This window comes from Nocardia arseniciresistens (genome assembly GCF_046764875.1).
Taxonomy (GTDB): Bacteria; Actinomycetota; Actinomycetes; order Mycobacteriales; family Mycobacteriaceae; genus Nocardia; species Nocardia arseniciresistens.
In genome coordinates this window covers 166,479-186,642 of record NZ_JBKORD010000002.1, presented here as the reverse complement: position 1 = coordinate 186,642, position 20,164 = coordinate 166,479, and the positions used below count along the sequence as shown (strand labels likewise).

Below are 20,164 nucleotides of genomic sequence, written 5' to 3'. Positions count from 1 at the left end.
CGGCGCGGGATGTCTGAACATCCATGCAACGGGGCCAATTGTCGTCCGAATATCCATTGCCGGACGGGATATCTGGCTGTTGACTAACCGACGTGACCCAAATTGGCAACGCCGATCCCGTGCACATTCCGGCCAGACAGGCACGGTCGGTGACTGTGCGCGCAGGGAATCGAGTGCAGATAACCGACGTGCTCGGCGGGCAGGTCGGCGACATTTTCGTCTACAACGCCTACGACATCGCCGAGCATCACAGTGCCTCGCACACTCGCACGCACAACAGTCGGCTGTTTCCGAGCCTCGGCCAGTATTTCGTGACCAACCGACGACGTCCGATCCTCACCTACCTCGCGGACACCTCACCCGGTGTGCACGACATGCTGATCGCCGCGTGCGATCCGGAACGCTATGCGGCACTAGGGGATCCGGTACACGCCTCGTGCGCGGACAATCTGCGTCGCGCGATGGCCGAGCTCGGCCACCCACCGCTGTCGTTCATTCCGCAGCCGATCAACGTCTTCATGCAAATCCCCGTCGCAACGGAGGACGGCACCCTGTCCTGGCTCGGTGCGCCGACCGTACCCGGCGATTCGGTCGTGCTGCGCGCCGAGATGGACTGCGTCATCGTCGTCTCGGCCTGTCCGCAAGATCACAACGTCATCAACGGCCCCGGTCCCACACCGCTGTCGTTGCAGGTCCTTCCTTCCCTTTAGGAGCAACCACACATGTCGATGACCGAGACCACCCATCCCGCCCTCGAGCCCGTAGAGCTCGACGGACTGAACTTGCGCAACCGCTTCGTTGTCGCGCCGATGACGCGCGTGTCCGCGCGGCCCGACGGCACCCCCACCGAGGAGATGGCCGAGTACTACCGCGCATACGCCGCCGGTGGCTTCGGGCTGATCATCACCGAGGGCATCTACACCGATGCCGCCCACAGCCAGGGCTACTTCAACCAGCCCGGACTGGTCACCCCGCAGCACATCGCGGGATGGCGAGCAGTCGTCGACGCCGTCCACACCGGGCACGCGCCGATCGTCGCTCAGCTGATGCATGCCGGGGCGCTCTCCCAGGGCAACGCCTACGGTGTCGAAACAGTCGCGCCGTCCGCGGTTCGTCCGCGTGGACAGATGATGAAGGAGTACGGCGGTGCGGGCGGCGCATGGGAGGTCCCGCGCGCGATGGAACCGCGTGATATCGACAATGTCGTCGGCGGTTTCGTCGAAGCGGCCGAGCATGCCAGGTCGGCCGGTTTCGACGGTGTCGAGATCCATGCCGCGAACGGCTATCTGCTCGATCAATTCCTCACCGATTACACCAACGACCGCACCGACGAGTACGGCGGATCGCTGGCGAATCGACTCCGGCTGATTGTGCGGGTCGTTCGGGAAATCCGCGAAGCGGTCGGTCGGTTCCCGATCGGTGTGCGTCTGTCTCAGACGAAGGTCAACGACTTCACCCATCGGTGGGCGGATGCCGATGCCGCGGCACAGGTGATATTTCCCGCACTTGCCGACGCGTCATACCTCCACATCGCCAGCGAGGGACGCGATTTCATCGAGACCGCACGGTTTCCCAGCGGCTCGACGATCACTCGACTCGCCCGCGAGCTGTCCGGCCGCCCCGTCATCGCAAACGGTGGGATGCACGACCTTTCGCAGGCCGCGGAGGTGCTCACGGACGGCCACGCCGACCTCCTCGCACTCGGGCGTGGTGCGCTGGCGAATCCCGATCTGCCCGAACGGGTCGCTACCGCGCGGAAGCTGGCTTCGTTCGATCATGAGATGCTCCAACCCGAGGCGACACTGGGCAACGCCCGGTCTTGGTCTGCGAACCAGTGAGATACGAATCGGCGGAGGTGAGCGGTGATGAACCACGGTTGGAGCCATGGCGCGGCGGCGGTGGCGGCGTTGACCTTCGATGTGGATGCGGAAACGCCGATACTTGCACACGGAGGTCGGTTCGCTGATCGGCCCATGGTGATGTCGCACCAGTCCTACGGTCCAGATGTCGGTGTTCCGCGAATTCTCGACCTCCTGGACGAGATGGATGTGTCCGCAACGTTTTTCGTCCCTGGCTGGGTGGCGGAGCAACGTCCCGGCCTTGCTTCCTCGATTGTGGATCGCGGGCACGAGGTCGCGCACCACTCTTACAGTCATCGGTCGCCGACGACGATGACCGCCGCCGAGGAACGTGCCGACTTCGAACGGGCGCTGGATGTTTTCGCGGCCCAGAAGATCGAAATCATCGGGCATCGGGCGGCTATGTGGGAGGCCAGCACGACCACCTTCGATCTCATAGCCGAGTACAAGCTGCGTTACGACTCGTCGTTGATGGGCGATGACCGCCCGTATCTGGTGGAAGCGTCGGCGACGAATATCGTCGAGCTGCCTGTGCATTGGTCGCTCGACGACTGGGAGCAGTACGCGTTCCTGCCGGACCCGAATATCGGTCCTGGGATCGAATCACCGATCAAGGTCGAACAAATGTGGCGCGCGGAGCTCGACGGTATGCGTCACTATCGCTGTCTGTTCAACCTGTGTATGCATCCATTTCTGTCCGGCCGTCCCGGTCGGATGATGGCGCTGCGTCGCCTCATCACCTACGCACTCGAGTGCGGCGATGTGACTTTCGCGCAGTGTGGGGACATCGCGAAGTGGGCTATGGAAGACACTGAGTTGATGCACCACCCGCTGCCTCGCTACGAGCTGGACCCGCAGGTATACCCGGATTGAGTTCGGGTCGCATGCGCCGGAGAAAATCGGGGCGGCGCATCGTGGTTTGTGTCGGCGCATCGCAGCTGCTGCGGTTTACTCGTCGGGCACGAGATATAGCGCGAGGAACAGATCGATCTTGCTCTCCAGGCGATTGACGTCTCGACCGGTCAGTTCGGTGATCCGTGCAATGCGATTGCGCAGTGTATTGACGTGCAGGTGTAGCTCGGCGGCCGTGACGGCCCAACGGCCGTCATTGGCGAGGAACACCCGCAATGTCTGCTCGAGTTCTGTGTTCGCCCTGAGGTCGTGCTCGCGGATGACGCTGAGGACTTGCTGTGCGAATCGACGCCGTACCTGGTCGTCGAGCAGGCCGAAGAGCATGCGGAAGGTCGCGATATCGGCGAAGGTCGCGGTGTCTTTGCCCTCGGTCACGCGCAAAACCTGGCAGACCTCGCGTGCGCGCACCAATGGTTCACGCAGTGCCCCCGCGCCGGCGGCGAGGTCGCCGACACCGATGATGATCCGCGCCTGATTCGCTCGCCTTGCGACCTCGGCCGACATATCCCGAGCCACGTGCGTCAGTTCGTCGGTACCCAGTTCCCAAGGGAAGATGGCCACGACGTCGCGGCTCGCGGCGCCCGTGAACGCAGAGATCCCGTGCGCTGACAAGACCGCGGCGATAACGTCGATGATGCCGTCGGGTACCGCGGTGTCCTGGTCGGCCGGATCAGCGGCGGCGAAGGCGAACACCGCAAGCGTCCGATCCGCGGGAACCCCGTAGGAGCGCAAGCGATGTGCCACCTCGGCGGATCGGCCGGGACCGGACAGGATCATCTCCAGCAGCTCACCGGCGAACCGTGCTTCGATCGCGTGCAGCGCCTGCTGTTTGGTCACTTCCACGCTGAGAAAGCGGGCTGCCTGGGCCAATGCTTCCTTGTCGGTCGCCGTGAGGTCGGCGGCCGGGCGCAAACAGAACAGGCCCGCGTTGATGTCTCCCAGCACCCCTTGCACCAGGTACAACACCGCGGGTCCACTGTCGTCGAGGACGACCTCGAGTGGCGGCGGCGTTCGATGCAACGCCGCGGCCGCGTCGCGGACCTGTGTGTCGGTCGGTTGACACTCGATGCTGGCGAGACATCGACCCGCGCGGTCGACGACCATCAGCGGTAGATCGCTGTCGCGGCGCAGTACCGTGAGGACTCCGGCTGCGCCGCCACCTCGCGACAGTGAGGCCGCCAGCGCGTTGCTGCGGTGCACGGTAGCGGTCAACTCCGCCTGCAGATCCTCGTTTCGCAGGTGTGCGGCGGCCTCGGTCACCGCCGCGAATGGCACCCCGATACACAGTTCGATCAGGGGCAGTCCGCGGGTTCGACACGATTCGGCGAGGCTGGGCGGAATCGAGGGCGTCTGCGCTGTCAATCCGAACACCAGACCGGCAGCACGCGCACCCGCGACCGCGTCGACGAAACGCTCTGCCGATACCTGCGGTTGCCACAGGCCATTGGTCAACACCAACTCGTTCGACCGCACGTAGCGGGAAGGGTCGGGAAGTTCCGTCGTATGCAGCCAGACGATCTCGTTCTCTAGCGAATCGCCGAGTTCGGGCGTCAGGACGCGCAAACCGAGCGAAGGCTCGGCCACCAGGCGGCGAATCGTGAGCATCTGTCAGAACATACATCGTCGGGGCGGAAAGTATGTACGTACACATATCTGTGAGTGCCCGTGCGGGAGGCGATCCTATGAGGCAGATCACTAAGAAGGAGGGCCTACCATGATTTCCCCGCAACCCGACGGCGCGCCGCTCGTGACCGCCCCGAACCCTGGCCGATTTCAGGAGGAGGCAGGCGTCCGATTCGACGAGCACGGGATCGCGCCCATCCTCGACAACGAACGTGACTGCTCGTCCTGGGAATTGTTCTGGATCTGGACCGGGGCCAACATCGCTCCGATCAATTGGGTACTCGGGGCCCTCGGCATCGTGCTCGGACTCAGCCTGACCGAAACCCTCATCGTCGTGGTGGTGGGAAACTTCTTCGGTTGCGCCATATTCGGGCTGTTCAACGTCATCGGTCATCGCACCGCGGTGAACCAAATGGTCCTCGGACGCGCGGCATTCGGCATCAGAGGCGCGGCGCTACCGGCAATTATTCAAGGTCTCATGACGATGGCCTGGGTAGGCGTCAACACGTGGGTTGTCCTCGATCTGGTGCTGGCGGTCCTCGGCCAGATCGGTATCCACGGGGGAATGGGACTACAGATCATCGTCGCGGCGACGATCATGATCGGCCAGTTGGTCCTTGCGCTGTACGGGTTCTACGCGATTCGTTCCTTCGAGAAGTACACCGTCCCCGTGACCGTTCTCGTCATGATCGTGATGACGGTGATCGCACTCACGCATTCCGAAATCAACTGGGCGAGCCATTCGTCGCTGTCCTCTAGTGACAAGATCACTGCGATCACCCAACTCGCGACCGCTATCGGAATTGGTTGGGGCCTCACCTGGATTCCCTATGCCGCCGATTACAGTCGATTCGTACGTCCGAATATATCTGCGGCGCGCGTGTTCTGGTCATCGGCCGGTGGCATGTTCCTGCCGACTGTCTGGCTCGCCGCGCTCGGTGCCTGCCTCGCCAGTGTCAGTGGTAACGCCGACCCGTCGGCATTGGTAGTCGAAACATTCGGAGTTCTCGCGATTCCGGTGCTGCTGCTCATCATGCACGGCCCGATCGCCACCAATATCCTCAACCTGTACTCCTGCTCGCTTGCGGCGCTGAGCATCGGTATTCGAGTTCCGCGCTGGAAGCTCACCCTTTTCGCCGGTGTGGTCGCTTCCGCGGTCCTGGCCGTGTTCGTCAACGCGACCAGTTTCGCGCACGCGTTCGACAGCTGGATGGTGTCGATTCTGGTCTGGATCAGCCCGTGGGCGGCGATCGTGCTGACCGACTACTACCTTGTGCGCCGCCGTGTGCTGTGGGTCCCCGAGCTCTACGCAAGTGGCGAGGGGACGAACCAGGGCACCGTTCGGATCGGGGCATTGTTCAGCCTTTCGATCGGCATTCTCGCGGCGTGGTCATGGCAGTACGGAACCGTGCCTGCCATGCAAGGCCCGCTGGCACGCGCTTTCGAGAACACCGACCTGTCGTGGCTGGCCGGGGCCCTTGTCGCCGCGATGAGTTATTACATTTCGGAGCGCCTGCGCCGCGCTTCTGTCTCGGCCGAAGCCGAACAGCAGGTCATCGGATCGCGCTGAGCCGACCTCCGAGCCGGAACTATGAGGGGCTTCGGCTCGGCGACGGAGCCGGGCGGCGTGCCGAACCGCCGCCCGGCCTCGACGACAGACCACCGGTCACGCGAGGACAGCCATGCGTCGGAGGTTCGGTGCAGACGCAAGCCAGTTCGTCATCGCCGCAGGATGTGGGGTCCGTGGGCGATTCGGGCGAGTTCGGGTGCGTCCGCGGCGCCGCTACTCGCGGCGAACGCGCGAATCAGGTCGGTCTCGGCGGCAGAGCGCCACACGAAACCCCATGTGCACGGCGTAGCGTCGGGCATCGGCACGTATGTGATACCGGGCCTGGCGTAGTAGTACCGGCAATGTTCCTGCGCAGGCGTGACTGCGCGGCCCGCCCCGGTCAACGCGAGCATTTCCTGGAAGGTCTGTACAGCGGGACCGCGTCGGATCTGCCGACCCGACGGTGTCCGGAAAGGGACCATCGCCTCCTCCCAATAGGCGGGGACGCGTGCGCCGAGGTCGAATACGACGTTGTCACCGAGGTCTTCCACCGACACCGTCGCTCGCTCGGCCAGTGGATGACTCGAGGCGACCGCGAGGTAGAGCGGTTCGCTGAAGACCGAGGGCCCGACCGTCAGGTCGGGCTCCTCGACCGGCTTCCACAGCAGTTGGACGTCGACTTCGCCGGCGCGCATCGGCCCGAACGGGTCGGTGGGGTACACCTCGCGGACGTCGAGTTCCACCTCGGGGTAAGAAGCGAGGAACGCGTCGAAGACCGGCTGCAGTATATGGCTGAGCGCACCCATGAGGCCGAGAGTCAACCGATCGCCCATGCTGTGCCCGGATGCCCGTGCGCGGGCGACCGCCGACAGGATCATCTGGTAGCCGCGCTGCAGGTCATCGCGTAGTCGTTGCCCGATCGGGGTGAGTGTGACGCTGCGGCTGGTGCGGATGAACAGCGGTGCGCCGATATGGCGTTCCTGCTTCTTGATGGCGTGGCTGACCCGGGACTGGGTCACGTGCAGCCGTTGTGCGGTCCTGCCGAAGTGCAACTCCTCGGCAAGGGTCAAGAAGATCTCGATGTCCCGCAACTCCATTGATGTCCCTGCTGTCATGGCGCTTTTGCCGCCTATGTTATCGACTCGCTCAATCATGACTGATGTGTCATGGAGCGTTGCGGAATTGGGCATTGATCTGCGGTGATGTGGGCTGGGAAGGTGGATCGGTCTGAAAAGGTACCTACGAAGCATGGGAGAGACAAGTGGCGCTCGGACACCTGGCTTTGGGTGGCCGCCGATGCCGTGGCGTGGGCCGAGGGATCTCGCAGAAGGCACGGGCATCGAAGATCTGATCAGACTGGAGGGGCTTGGCGTCGCCGGGCTTTCGTTCGCCGGTAGCTGGATGCCGGATGCCGAGGACTCTGGCGGTGATGACGGTAGTGGTCGCTATAGCGAATCCGGCCCAAGAGCGTCGATGCGGATGTTTTGGTCGACGGTCACGGGTGTGACGCCGCAGGATTCGGCGATCTCGGCCATGGTGGCCGACCTGCGCCCCTGCGACACCATCATCGTCTGGGAGATTGACCGGCTCGGCCGCAACCTGCGCGACCTCATCGACATCGTCACCGGCCTCGGGCAGTGTGGCGTGGGTCGGCGGCTGCCGAATCGGGACGACGAAGGCCGCGATCACGGTAGGTGGGATATTGCGCGATACAACGGATTTCATCGTGCAACAGTGTTGCGTTCCGGTGTAGTCGCGCGGTGATCGGCAAGTGGTTCCGTAGGAATGCGGCCAAGAAGCTGGCCGAGGATGTCATCCCCGCCGCCGCCCGTGCGACGGAGAAGCCAATTCGGCAGACCGCCGAAACCCTGACGGAGTTCGTGGGGAAGACAGTGCCCGATCGTGACCTGGAGGGCCGGCATCAGATCGAGCAGTCCGGTTTCGGAGGGCCACCGGCAGGCGCGCCTGGGTCACTCGACCCGTCGCTGAGATCGTCTGAAAGGAAATTCAAGACTACCGAAATGCTTGAATACTACCGCGGCGAACATCTTCCGGATAACGACTTATTTCCGCCCAAGCTTGCCAAATATCTTACCGATGAGGAACGGAAATCCTATATGCTGACCATCCGTGATGGAAAGATATACGACGCCAATGGAAGATTCGACACAACACGTTCCAAGAATGGCAAGGCAATCTGGGTAACAGATGAAAAAGGAACGATGTACGCTGCCTCCGAAGAGGAGGGGAAGAACTGGAGAGACTGGGATGACGAGGATTGGGAGGCATTCGATGGGAGTCTCTATCACTCGAGTTTCTTCGGCGGGCAGCCCGTCTCAGGCGCGGGTGAACTCCGGGCGGTCGACGGTGAACTTCGAATGTTCTCAGATAAGAGTGGTCATTACGAGCCACGACAAGAATATACTCAGCAAGTCGTAGATCATCTGCGCGATCAAGGCGTGGAGGTCGACCCATCGATAGTTCGCACAATAGCGCCGAACTGACATCGATGGACGGCGTTGTAAAATTGGCACGGGCAGGGTGGTCGTAGATATTCAGCTGATTTGGTAGGGACTCGCCACGTATCCGCATGGGAAACCCGGTCAGCCAAAGTGAGTTCACGATTGCGGGTGTCGCAGCGGGAACAGACCGACTCGATAGGAACGAGCGATCCGCCAGCACGATGGTGGCGCCGGACTTGTTTGTAGGTGACCTGGAGGGCAATTCGGTCAACCGGCCGTCAGAACACGAATTTAGCGCCGTAGCCGGTCGTTTGCGCAATTCCGTTGGTGGCGTCGGCTCGGACGGTGATGAATGACATGGCCGATGCCGGGGAGAGGCATCCATTGACATTCAGAGGGGTATTGGTGTGCGCGAAGGTGAAGGGGAACGTCGACTCCTGGTCCAGCTCTGCCTCGGCGATCACTACCGCGGTCACACTGCCCGGTGCCAGAAATGTGGTGATCTCCTGGGTGAGTCCCCCGGTGCCACTTAGGCTGGCGTCCACACCGACAACGACTGCGCCCACCCCGTCTTCTGGGACGAGTGTCACGGCGATTCCGGGTGTAACACCGGTGCTGGCGCCTTCGAGCGCGCCCATGGATACCGAGATTCCATCGGAAACGTCCACCGCGCAGCCGATCAGATATCCGGCGGCGATCTTCCCGCGACGCATCGACGAGGGTCCGTCGGAGACCATCGAAAAGTTCCCGGACACCCTGGCCCCGTGCGCGAACGGCACATCTAATGCGACATCACTGCCTACGACATTGCTGGCATCCGCCGACGCGATCAGGTGTAGTCCGGCGGAGCTGACCTCGCCGGGGGCCGCGTTGGCAGCGGTATCGACAGCGGCAACTGCGCCGGTGGTAGTCAGTATTACCGCGGTGATCGTGGCAAGGGTATGCGAATGCTTGCGGTTCATCACGCTCCAGTCGAGTAGTCGTCGAAACGGAACTTCACAAACGGACTCATGCACCGGCGATCGTCGCGGATTCTGTTCGGCATGTGCGGGCCGGATATTACCGGTCGGTGCAGCTCAGTTGTGGTATGTGGCGGCCATCGCGAGTTGCCGTCGCAACCGGCGAGCGATGCCCGTCGGTATCCCGCCGATTCGGTCGCTGCCGAGCTCGGCTGTGCGGGAAATCGCGGTATTCGCCTCCTGCCCCGGTCAGGGTGCTGTTTATATACCCTGCGTCGGCGTCGTGAAGAGCCCGTTCGCTCCCTGCCCAAGCCTGCCGACGGCGCAAGTAGACGGGCTGAGTAGCTTGGGGATTCTCGTTATGGTGTGCGGGTTCGGCCTGCTCATCCGAGTGTCGGGCTCCTGAGGTCAGAGCTGCTGACCGGGATGAGGGACGTGGGCCTTGCCGCCGCAGGTAAGAGCTCGATGGCGGCGGGCGGAGACGACGACCGCAGGCACGATAGCCGGTGCCAGGACCGCCGCTGATGGAGACATCGACCAGGCCCGGGGTTTTTGGCACGGGTGGCCAGCGGAATGGCGTCGGTGATGATCGCGGTGCCGGTGACGAGGCCGAAGTTCCAGCCGAGACCCAGCAGCGTGAGGGCCACTGCGAATGCGGCGACGGAATCGTCGGGGGCGTTGGTGGCGGCGATGCCGGCGGCCGGCGGCCAGCAGCCAGCCCCGAGGTAGCGGCGATCGTGAGGCGGCGGTAGCGGTCGACGAGCCAGCCGGTCAGGGCGAGGGTAAGACATCGCGCCGATGTGAATAGCGATCACGAGGCCGGCTGCCGCGGCGTTGTGATCGTGATCGTGCATGTGGACGGCTGTCATCGTCATGATCGCGACCATGACCAGTCGGGTGCTGCGCGAGCAGGGGCTCCGACGGTCACACCGGCCGCAAGTCCGGCGCCGCTGAGACCTCGAGCGGCAAGACGATGAGAATGCGGCGCTGCTCTCGGGAGTGCGGGAGGTCTTCGATCAGTGCGGGGCACGGGAGTCGTCAGGAGAGTTCTTTCGATAGACACAACCCGGCCGGACGGTACTCACCCCGACCAACCATTACACACCAGCACAACGACTTGCAGGACGCCACCAGGTGTACCTGGGGGTCGGGTGTCGAATCTCGTTGGGCTGTCATGGCTGTTTGCCGCCTGACGTCATCGACTCGCTCAAACATGACTGATATGTCATGGAGTGTTGTGGCATTCGGTGTTGATCTGCGATGGCGTGGACTGGAAACCTATACCTCCGAAACCTGCCCTATGAAGCATGACGGTTGTCGCCGCAGCGAAACCAACTCGGCCGCAACAACATCCAACACCGTGGTTGGCTGCTTCAGGTGCCGTTGGAGCACCCCTCCGCAGGGCAAATTCGAAGGGGCTGCCGAGCATGGTTCAACCGTTGCGCGTCGATACCGGCCTGCTACGGACGCTGGCACCGGAACTCGCCGTCCTGGCCGATGTGACACGGAAACATCCGAAAACTGTGAAAGGCGGGCTCGAGTGTCGGGGCAATGAATGGCCCGGCAGGGTCCTCGGTGAGACGTCCCACGGGCCCGCGGACATCTTGCGCCGCTTGGTAGTCGAGAACGCGCGAGTGTGTTCGGACAGCGCGTGACAGGGCCGCTACTCCCCGGAATCCCCCCGGGTTTGCAGGACATGGTGTTCGGGCATATGCCCGAAGCGAAGGTCGAAGGCATGCGGCGGGCCGCGGACGCCTGGTCGGACTCGGCCGATGGGCTTGTGCTGGTCCTACAGGGAATCGCAACATCGGAAGTGAAAGCGTTGAAGGCGGCGTCCGGCGGAGTAACCGCTGATGCGGTACGGAAGCAGCTCCGGGCGCTCGCAGACGAAACGCGGCGGCTTATCGACTACAACAACAGCATGGCGAAGCAGTTGTATGAGGGTGCCACGGCGCTCGAGCTCGAGATCTATACCGTGTGTGGCATTGCCATGGTGCTCGGGGCGCAGCTCGCGTTGGATTTGCTGTTGGGCCCGCCGGGCCTCTCGAAGGCTGTCGCCGATCGGACCGCGGCCGAAGCGGCGATGAAACTTGCGTGGCGCGAGCTGGTGATGAGGTTGCGCCAACTGACTTTGAGGTCCGCGGCGGAGCGTCCTGTGCTCGCCATGGCCACTCGGGGTGCGACTATCGGTGCGGCGACCATGGGCGGGGTCCGCGCGATTGCCGAAGGCGTCCAGATCGCGCATGGGGACCGGGTGGCAGTGGATTGGAAAGCGGTCGGAATCGCGGCCGCGGCCGGCGGGGTCGGCGGGGCGGCCGGCGGGGCGCTCGGTTCTGTCGTCGCGCCCGCGGTGAGTCGCTTGGGGGCGGACGCCGTGCCGAAGGCGGCGCAGCTGAGTTGGCGGGTGGCGGGGGTGATGGCGGCCGGGACGGCCGGTGGTGCGGCCGGTGGTTTGGCGGCCGGCTTAACCGCGGGGTATCTGACCACGGGAAAGTTCGAGACCGAGAATCTGGCCGAGATGGTGCTTATGGGATTCGGTGGCGGCCTGCTCGGTGGCGTCGGCGCCGGTTTCCGGAGCATACGGACCGGGGGAGCATCAGCCGTTGGGAATGGTCGCGGCCCGGTGACCGTGCCGGAGGGACCAGGTGCCGACGGGACCCCGGCTCCTGCACGGCAACTGGTGGACGCGGCCGGGGACGGGCACGCGCCGCGGCCACGCGCTATCAGGGCGGCAGTGGATGAGGTCTTCCCGAACCTCGCCTGGACCGGCAAGCGCACCGACGTCGAAGCCGGGGCACCGCGCAAGCTCGCCACCGATTCCGGCCCGGCGGCTGGTGCGGCCACTAGGTTTCGGCAGCCTGACATCGCCGAGCTACGGAACCCGGACGTAGCCGAACTTCAGAACATGGCCGACGCCGAGCACCGGCGGATGCTCGCAGACCTCGGTCTGGGGGGCGAGGCGCCTCCCAATCCGAAAGGGTATGGCGGACCGCCCGGTTCGCCGGTGTCACCGCCGAACTCCTGGTCGCCGACCTCGATGTCGCCATGGGGTACCGGTACCTCCGGCCACGGCAACACCGGACGTGCGCCGGAGCTGGCACCGCCGGTGCGGAGCGCGGTCGGGACCTCCACGAGTGAGCCAGTGCGGATAGCTGAATCCCGGGATGCACAACATGATTCGGAGACGCGTGCCGGCAGTGACGTAGATGTCGCGATCGCGCGGAGCACTCCCGTCGAGAGTCCCGATATCGCCCAGCTACGGAAGCCGGACGTAGCTGAACTTCAGCACATGGCCGACGCGGAGCACCGGCGGATGCTCGCGGACCTGGGTCTGGGAGGCGGGGTGTCGGTCCATCAGAAAGAGGTTGGCGGGCACCCTATTTCGCCATCATCGCCGAGTTCCTGGTCGCCGCCCTCGATGTCGCCTTGGGGTACCGGTTCCTCCGGCCACGGCAACACCGGGCAGGCCCCGGAGCTGGCGCCGCCAGCGCGGAGCAAGGTCACGACTTCCACGGGTGACCCGGCGCGCGCGGCTGAAAAAGAAGTCGCACAACATGATTCGGAAGTGCGTAACGACAGTGATGCAGATGTGGCGACGGCACCGAGCGCAACCGTCGAGAGGCCCGACGTCCAGATCAACCCGCCGGGGGATGTACCGCATCGTCCTGGACCGGACGCGTTCCAGCAAGCCACATCAACCGCGGCACCTCAGCGACTTCCGGATACGAATAGCTCTGTCGTACGGGCAGCCATGCCCAGGCCGCTGCACGAAGCATCGTCGGCGCAGGACGTCGCACCTCTAAGGGGGGCTACGGCAGTCGCTCCGGCCGCCGCTGAGGCATCGCGGTCCGCGACCGAGTCGATCGGCGCACTGAGCGGCCGACACGGCGGCGACACCGACGAACTCCAGAGTGACCCCGAGATGGTTCCCGACGTGCTGCCGCCCGAGGCGCCAACTGTCGTGCCCGCCTACGTTCCCGACCCGACCCGACTGCCCGTGCCGGAGCTTCCGATGGAAAAGCCTGAGGCGTACCCGTCGAAAACGCCGCAGGACTACGTGATACCCGGCGTCCCGATCGCACCCGACGGCCCCCCTCCCAACGGCATACCTGCCGTGCCGCGCCTGCCGTCCTCGGTACCGGCAGAGTTACCTGCCACGCCGCCGGCGTACCGGCCGCCGGTACTGATCCCCGGCTCGGACGACACCGACGACCAAGACAATCGGAAGACCTCGCCGCCGCCGGATATCGCACCCACTCCACGCCACCCGGCCGCGCCCGTAACTCACCTGCCCGCCACACCCGTGACAGGTGCAGACGAGTCACCCTCATCCGTCCGCTACGACGTTCGCCCGGACCCGACCGCCCCTGGCGCACCACAAGATCCGACGAACAACCCCCTGTTCGATCCGAACAGCCTCGAGTACAACCGCGATAACACTGGCATCCCGCAAGTGGCCGGGCCGCCACCCTCGCAACTGGCGCAGGCACCGCAGCGTCAGGTGGAGTCGGCCCGCCCGGTCCCGACGGCCCAGGCGTCGGCAGACGAAAACGGCAAAGGCACAGGCAAGAAGCGGCGAATGCCGGTCCAGCCGGAAGAATCCACACTCGAGCCGAAAACTCTTCCGCCGCAGCCGCCGTCTCAGTATGAAACGAATGACCAGGCGTCGGTAGGCATCGGCCACGGGCCGGGGAAAGCTCAGAAGCCGCGAGCATCGTCGCAGGGCCGGCCCGAGTCGGCCGCGTCGGCGGATGCCCGCTCTGCTGAGTCGCGGGGCGACGTCGACAGCAGTGCCGTTCGGCCGCCTCGGCTCGGTGACGATCCGGTTGAATCCGGGCCGACGCCATGGAGCGGCAATCAGTTCTCAATGACAGGGGCTGCGTCGGAGACTGGTGCACCTGGCGAGAGCCAGGAGGATGCCCGTTTCGCGCGGCCGCCAGCGCGGGATGATCGCCGGTCCGGTCGCCCGACCCCCTGGGCCGCGACGTTCGAGCCAGCGGAGGCTGCCGAGCTCGGCGCGTCACCGGCCCGCACCACTACCTCGCCCGAATATGATGTCGCTGCGCCGAACGGGCCCGATTCGTATCGGCCGCAGGCGGTTCAAGGCGTGCGAGTCCGCCGCCCGAAATTGAAAAAGGACGGGCTCTTCTACGGACCGGATGATGAGCTTTACAACAGTTCCCGCAAAGAGTACTTCCTGGTCGGTGTCGACCCGGCGGATGTCCGGTCGATCAATGCGGACGAAATCGGCGCCGACGCGCCGCGCGATATGGCTCCGCACGAGGTGCTCTACAGCACATATGGCGATCCTGATGATGGGCCGATCGGCTTCGGGGTCTGGCTGATTCGAAACGGCGAGCTCAGGATGTTGGAATTCGTCACTGGGACGTTCAGCGAAGATCGGATGAAATTCGCTGCCCAGCTTCGGGACTGGCTGGTCGAGCATCGGGTGAATCTGGCGAAGGTCGGGGTCGACGGCCTCGTCGATGGCACGATTTGGCGGCCGTGGTCGCCGTCGGTGACATCGGTCGAACAACTGTTCACCTATCCCCACATGAGCGCCGATACGCTCTTCAACAGTTGCGGCGTGGGCTTCTGGGTGAATGTCGCGGCTGTGGAATCGGTCCCCGGCAGAACGTCGATCAGCTACACGATCAACCTGCTCAGCGGCGATCCGGCGTCTTTTACGCTCGTATTCACCGAAGCGGACGGAGTGACCACTGCCCGGTACACGAATATCGAGCTGGGCCAGCACGCGTCGCGTACTGCCCTGGCCCAACGTGAGGTCCACACATCACTGACCGCGCCGTTGCTGGCCGCGTCGGGTGTAGGTATCGCCGACGATGACACCACCACGGAGTCTGCGGCAGGACCCGCCACAGAGACCGACAAAGGACCTGCCACCGCTGAAACCCCCCGCGCCCGAGGTGGATCCGCAACCGACGACTCGCCCGCAGGCCCGGTCACACAGGTTTACGACTTCGACATCGACCGCGCGGCACGCGGCCTCCCGCCACTGCGCAAGAACCACCGACCGCTCCGAACCGGAACAGGACTGCACGGCAACGAAATCGGCGGCACCGTTAACCATCATCACACCGACGACGAGGATGGTCGGCCATACCGGAACACCGACGACCCAGCACAACACAACCCCACCGAACCCGACATCGGAGATGGCAGCACCGCCTATGGCGCCCCGGAGTCGACCGAAAACTCCGAAACCGAGGGGAATGGTGAACGCGAGCCGCGAGCCAGGGCGGCCTCCGCGCAGCCTCAGCCGCCCGCCGAGACACCGACGGAATCTTCGAGATCCTGGTTCCTGAACCGGATCTGGACCCCGATCCGTCTCAAAACCCAACCCGAAAACAAAGACATCGCGGGCCTCAACACCAGCGCCTTTCTCACCACCGCCGCCAGCTTCGGCCTGAGCGCCTTCATCCCGGTGTGGGTCTCAGATTACAGTGACTCCGCACAGTGGACCGGCATCGCGATGTCGGCGCCCGCAGTAATGACATTGATCGCGCATCTTCCGGCGGGATACATCGCCGACCACGTCGAGAACCGCAAAACGTTACTTTTCACCTCGGCAACCACAATCGCCGTAACAGGCTCCGCAGGCGGCTGGTTGCTCGCCGGGCTACCCGGTGCACTGGAGGTCGTCGTCGGATCGGTGGGCGTCATCGCGGCAACTCGCACGATCAGCATGACCAGCCACGCGACGTACATGCGCAGCCTGGCGAAAACAGAGGAACAGAAAAAGGATGCGATCACGCTGTCAATGGCGACGACGGCAACCGCCGGCACAGTCGGAAGGTCTTTCATCCCTGCACTCGGAGATTTCTCGGCAGCGTTCCCTTTCTTGACCGATGGAGTCTTCAATGCCCTGAACCTGAAGATGCTCAGCAAGCTTCCGCCCGCGCCACCGCCGGAACAGCGGTCCCGCCTGCTCGACGGCGCCCGCGCCACTGTGCGGGACTCTTCGCTGCGCCTCTACACCGGACTGGATTTTGTTTGGGGCCTCGCGGGAACATCCTCTATCGTGCAGTTGGCCGGCCTCATGAACGCTGCGAACTATTCGGCGCTGGAGAAGGGAGCGGTACTGGGCGCGAGTAGCGCTGGAGTCGTACTGGCCGCCTTGGCGGTGCCGAAGAAAGTCGTTAACGAACGTATCACCCTGAAGTGGATGTATCCGACGAGCGCGGCCTCGTTGACGGCTCTCGGGGTTATGTACGCGACCACGAGCGAACCGTGGATCATCGGTCCGACCTCGCTGCTCATGGGCTCAGCCGTAATGCTCACCGGCAAGAAACTCGCCGAGGAACGGCAAAAGCGGGTTCCCAAAGAGGCTCTCGGCGGAGCACTGTCCACCGTGGGAATCGTGAACGGCATCGGCGCAGCGATCGGTGGCTGGTTCGGTGGCCTCGCGATCTCGGAATTCGGCGCGATCCCGGTTGCGTGGATGAACGCAGGCGGCTTCGGTGCCATGACGGCCGTGGCGGCAGGATTCGCCTACGCCACCACCAGAACCGAACGCCGGACCGGACCGGGACCAGCCGGTGACGGTTCGACCGAATACGTCGCGCCCGACACAGCCGGGCGACGCCCCCGCTTATCCGGCATTCTTCGGCGGATACCGGGGTTCCGTCCACAGCCGAAGCTCGCTCCGGAGCTGGATGCATCCACGACCGAAGTCGGAGCTCTCACCACGAATGAACCGTCAGTGTCTCCGATACCGGCGGATGACGATGTAGCGCAGGTCGCGCTGGCCGGTGAGTCGCGGCTCGACTGGTTGCGCAGAACCGCGGTCGACGGCGACGAGGCGGTAGCTCGCGTTCGTAACGGTGTGGGCTGGGTGCACTTGTGGCATGACCCGACCGCCGGGCAGGCGGACGAAATCATCGATGCCCTGCGGTCATACACCGGTTCCGCCTCCGCAAACTCGATGCTGCGTGCGATGGGACGGCAGCTGACACCGCAGCAGCGGACCGAGCTTTCTCTGCGTGAGGTGACGGCTGAGGAGGTGTTTGACGCCAGCCGCAGCAAGGGGGCGAAGGACACGCCGCGGGACCGGGCAAGGGCATCGACCTCGGCGGCGGAAATCAACCGGATGGACTGGGCGTTCGAGCATGCGCGCGCTTCCACCGGGCCGGTCAAGCTGTACCGGAGAGTGGACAGCCTCGAGCAAGTGTTCGGCCGCGACCGCGACCTGGCCGATACCGAGCTCACCGACACCGGATACATGTCCACCTCGGCCGAGCCCGGCCGCCACGTCGGCTCACCCATCCAGATCATCATCTACGCGGACGCGGGTGCCACGCTGCTCTGCCTCTCGTCGTTATTCGACGAGGGGGTGCCGAAGAGCGACGCTGAACGGGAGATCCTGATCCCGAGGGGGTCGACACTGCGGATTCTCACCGAACCCCGGGTGGAAAATGGCGTCCGCACACTGGAAGCCGAGCTCATCACAGAATCGACGCCGACGGTCACCAGCGATAGTGCCGCAGTGTCGTCGCCCGAATCGGGTGATCGCACGGCCACCTCGGGATCGCAGGCGCGTCCGCTCCGTGACGATGCACCTGAGACTCGCGACAACTCCGAAGGTAGTGACCACCCGAAAGCGCCAGGAACCGCCGGACCGTCTGTTGGACCGGCGAACTTCGCCCCTGGCTTCGATTTCCGTGCTGCCCTCGACCTCCCTGCGGGGAAGCGTCCTCGGCAGGTCGTCGGCGGGCCCGGCTTCGCCGGACTCCATCCCGGTGCTGTCGTCTTCCATCATGATCCGACCGGCAATGGCCCGAATCGGCAGTCGGAACATGTTGCGCCGCAGACGGATTCAGTCGATCCCGCGCCGTCGACGCCCCAGCGTGGCGAGCTGGCCGCTGATGCGCTTTCGGGGCACCTCGCGGATGCGATGTCTCGCGAGGCGCGAGTTCTGGTGGGGCAGGACCAGGCGGTTCGCGACATCACCGGACCACCCACCGCCGATCACACCCCGGACAGCCCTGGGATGCAACCGAGCCGGACCGAGTACGCGACGGTGGCTCTGCCGATCGCCTTCGACGAGGACCCGATGGAGGTCGATCTCATTCGGCCCGCAGTGGGCGCACGCGGGTGGTTCCGCGGGCCGGATGACGAGCCCCACCACACGGAACATCGCTTGGGCGAACCCTTCCTGTTGCTCGCGAACGGCGAGTTCGTCACGGCGCAGCACGCGTCACACGACGATCTGCCGTACACACTCGCCCTTCAAGACGTACTCGCTGATCAAAACATGCTCGACGATCAACACGGCTTTGTCGAAGTGAGCGGGTTCGGAACCTGGCGAATCAGTGGTCGGGTCAAGAAGATCGACGCATACTGGCCGGGATCGGTGGAGGCGAACGGGAATCCGATGATTCCCGCGCAAATCCTGGCCGCGCTGCTCGACCGCGGCGCCGACCTCAGCCGATGCGAGTTCGACGAGTTCGGCGCCGATCACCAGGGAACGTTGTGGCGCGAGGACGCAACGCCGCCGCGCATCGATGAGGCGATCCGGCAAAACGGGCTCGACCGGATCTTGCCGGGATACGGTGTCACCCCACAGAGCACCGGCAATCGCGTGGTCTTCTGGGTGGATCTCGCCAACGTGGAATCGTCGGCCGACGGTGTCTTGTTCACGGTGATCGTCAATCCGGTGCGCAGCGATCCCGCACGAGTGACCGTGACGGTGCACCAAGACGGTGACACGGTCACTGCTCGGTACAGTCACGTCGACCTGGGGCGAGATCATATGCGAGCCGCCGCGGCGGTGCGGATGCTGCACGACAGACTGACATCCTGGCTGGTTCAGTCGGGCGCTTCGTGGGCTGCCGACAGCAATACCGTGCCAGTGGAAAATCGGAGACCCGACCCGATCGACTCACCTGACCACATCCCACCGGCAGCAATAACCCCCTCCCATACCGCAGGACCAGATACGAGCGCAATACCCCACGACACGGACGACGCATTCGAACAAACGCTGACGCTACTTCACCGCGACGCTGACGGTGACGCCCCTGGCGGCACTGCCCACCCACGGCCGAACCCCGGACCGCCCGGCGGGCCGACAGGGAGTGGGGCAAGCGCAGGGCGGCCGCCGACGGAGGTTTCAACACGGGAGAATGCCCCGCTGCTGATCGCGGATGAACTCGAGAGAATGTGGCGAGAGGGTGAAACGGCGAGGTGGGCGGGCCTTGGGCCTGCAACATATCGATATGGTGTGCGGAAGCTCGAGATGTGGCTCAAAACAGAGGGGCCGCTCGGTCCGCTGGACCCCCATTTCGGCCTGAATTGTTGGGAAATGATCTGTTATGCCGCCGCCAGGGTAGGGCTTCTCGCGAAACCCGCGCTTCGTGAGTTGCTCGAACCGCCGAGAGATCCTGATGACAGAGCCAAAGGGGATTGGACCGCCGCAGTGGAGAGTCGTCTGATTCCTGGGGAGAGGAATATTTATGCACAGGATTCGGGCGACCGACGTCCGCAACGTGGCGATATCGTTTCGTGGAGCCGGAAGATCGAGGACGAGATCGAGATAGCCTCCCACGTCGCGATGGCCACAGGGCGTACCGGGTCGGATGGATCTCCCGAAGTATTTTCGTTTTGGATTCCGCCAAAGAACGACTTTGTGCACGACCCGAAAACTGGTTTTTCCGCAGTAACGGATGCGGTTCAGATAACGACTATCGATAGATTGTCGCAGGCTTTTGTAGACCTCGGGTGGGGACGCCCGTACGAGATCGTATTCGGCCGGGGTCCGTGGTAACCGCGCCGGATGAC

The 20,164-nt window shown here is 64.2% G+C and carries 11 protein-coding genes; 7 read left to right on the top strand and 4 right to left on the bottom strand.

All coding sequences use genetic code 11. The annotated features are described in order from the left end of the window. Positions 1–92: 92 nt before the first annotated feature. Genes ACLMAJ_RS04465 through ACLMAJ_RS04455 form a run of 3 tightly spaced genes read left to right on the top strand, consistent with a single transcriptional unit; the run spans position 93 to position 2,732 of the window. Positions 93–710, top strand: a complete 618-nt coding sequence (locus tag ACLMAJ_RS04465) for a DUF1989 domain-containing protein (protein WP_412012191.1) — start codon at positions 93–95, stop codon at positions 708–710. 12 nt (positions 711–722) lie between these two features. Next, positions 723–1,838: an oxidoreductase gene (locus ACLMAJ_RS04460; RefSeq protein ID WP_412012190.1), complete on the top strand. Its 1,116-nt coding sequence runs from the start codon at positions 723–725 to the stop codon at positions 1,836–1,838. 27 nt (positions 1,839–1,865) lie between these two features. Then, entirely contained in the window at positions 1,866–2,732 is an 867-nt protein-coding gene (locus ACLMAJ_RS04455; RefSeq protein ID WP_412012189.1) for a polysaccharide deacetylase family protein, read from the top strand. A 75-nt stretch (positions 2,733–2,807) separates the two neighbouring features. Here ACLMAJ_RS04455 and ACLMAJ_RS04450 read toward each other — a convergent pair whose 3' ends face one another. Continuing rightward, positions 2,808–4,376 carry a PucR family transcriptional regulator gene (locus tag ACLMAJ_RS04450; RefSeq protein WP_412012188.1) on the bottom strand — a complete coding sequence of 523 codons (1,569 nt, stop codon included), beginning with the start codon at positions 4,374–4,376 and terminating at the stop codon, positions 2,808–2,810. 109 nt (positions 4,377–4,485) lie between these two features. Here ACLMAJ_RS04450 and ACLMAJ_RS04445 point away from each other — a divergent pair, with 109 nt between their 5' ends. Further along, entirely contained in the window at positions 4,486–5,964 is a 1,479-nt protein-coding gene (locus ACLMAJ_RS04445) for a cytosine permease (RefSeq protein ID WP_412012187.1), read from the top strand. Between the two features lie 149 nt (positions 5,965–6,113). Here the strand turns inward: ACLMAJ_RS04445 and ACLMAJ_RS04440 are convergent, their stop codons facing one another. Then, positions 6,114–7,040, bottom strand: a complete 927-nt coding sequence (locus tag ACLMAJ_RS04440) for a LysR family transcriptional regulator (RefSeq protein WP_412012186.1) — start codon at positions 7,038–7,040, stop codon at positions 6,114–6,116. 199 nt (positions 7,041–7,239) lie between these two features. Between ACLMAJ_RS04440 and ACLMAJ_RS04435 the strand changes: the two genes are divergently transcribed. Together ACLMAJ_RS04435 and ACLMAJ_RS04430 are read left to right on the top strand one after the other, a co-directional pair. Further along, positions 7,240–7,707: a recombinase family protein gene (locus ACLMAJ_RS04435; protein WP_412012185.1), complete on the top strand. Its 468-nt coding sequence runs from the start codon at positions 7,240–7,242 to the stop codon at positions 7,705–7,707. Next, on the top strand, positions 7,704–8,447 hold the full coding sequence (locus ACLMAJ_RS04430; RefSeq protein ID WP_412012184.1) for a hypothetical protein: 744 nt from the start codon (positions 7,704–7,706) through the stop codon (positions 8,445–8,447). Before ACLMAJ_RS04435 ends, ACLMAJ_RS04430 begins: the two co-directional genes overlap by 4 nt. A 236-nt stretch (positions 8,448–8,683) precedes the next feature. Here the strand turns inward: ACLMAJ_RS04430 and ACLMAJ_RS04425 are convergent, their stop codons facing one another. Together ACLMAJ_RS04425 and ACLMAJ_RS04420 are read right to left on the bottom strand one after the other, a co-directional pair. After that, complete coding sequence (locus tag ACLMAJ_RS04425) at positions 8,684–9,367, bottom strand: MspA family porin (protein ID WP_412012183.1); 684 nt, start codon at positions 9,365–9,367, stop codon at positions 8,684–8,686. A gap of 380 nt (positions 9,368–9,747) precedes the next feature. Continuing rightward, positions 9,748–10,251 carry an MFS transporter gene (locus ACLMAJ_RS04420; RefSeq protein WP_412012182.1) on the bottom strand — a complete coding sequence of 168 codons (504 nt, stop codon included), beginning with the start codon at positions 10,249–10,251 and terminating at the stop codon, positions 9,748–9,750. Positions 10,252–11,075: 824 nt separating this feature from the next. Here ACLMAJ_RS04420 and ACLMAJ_RS04415 point away from each other — a divergent pair. After that, positions 11,076–20,150, top strand: coding sequence for an MFS transporter (locus ACLMAJ_RS04415; protein ID WP_412012181.1), 9,075 nt, complete (start codon positions 11,076–11,078; stop codon positions 20,148–20,150). The last annotated feature ends 14 nt before the right edge of the window (positions 20,151–20,164 follow it).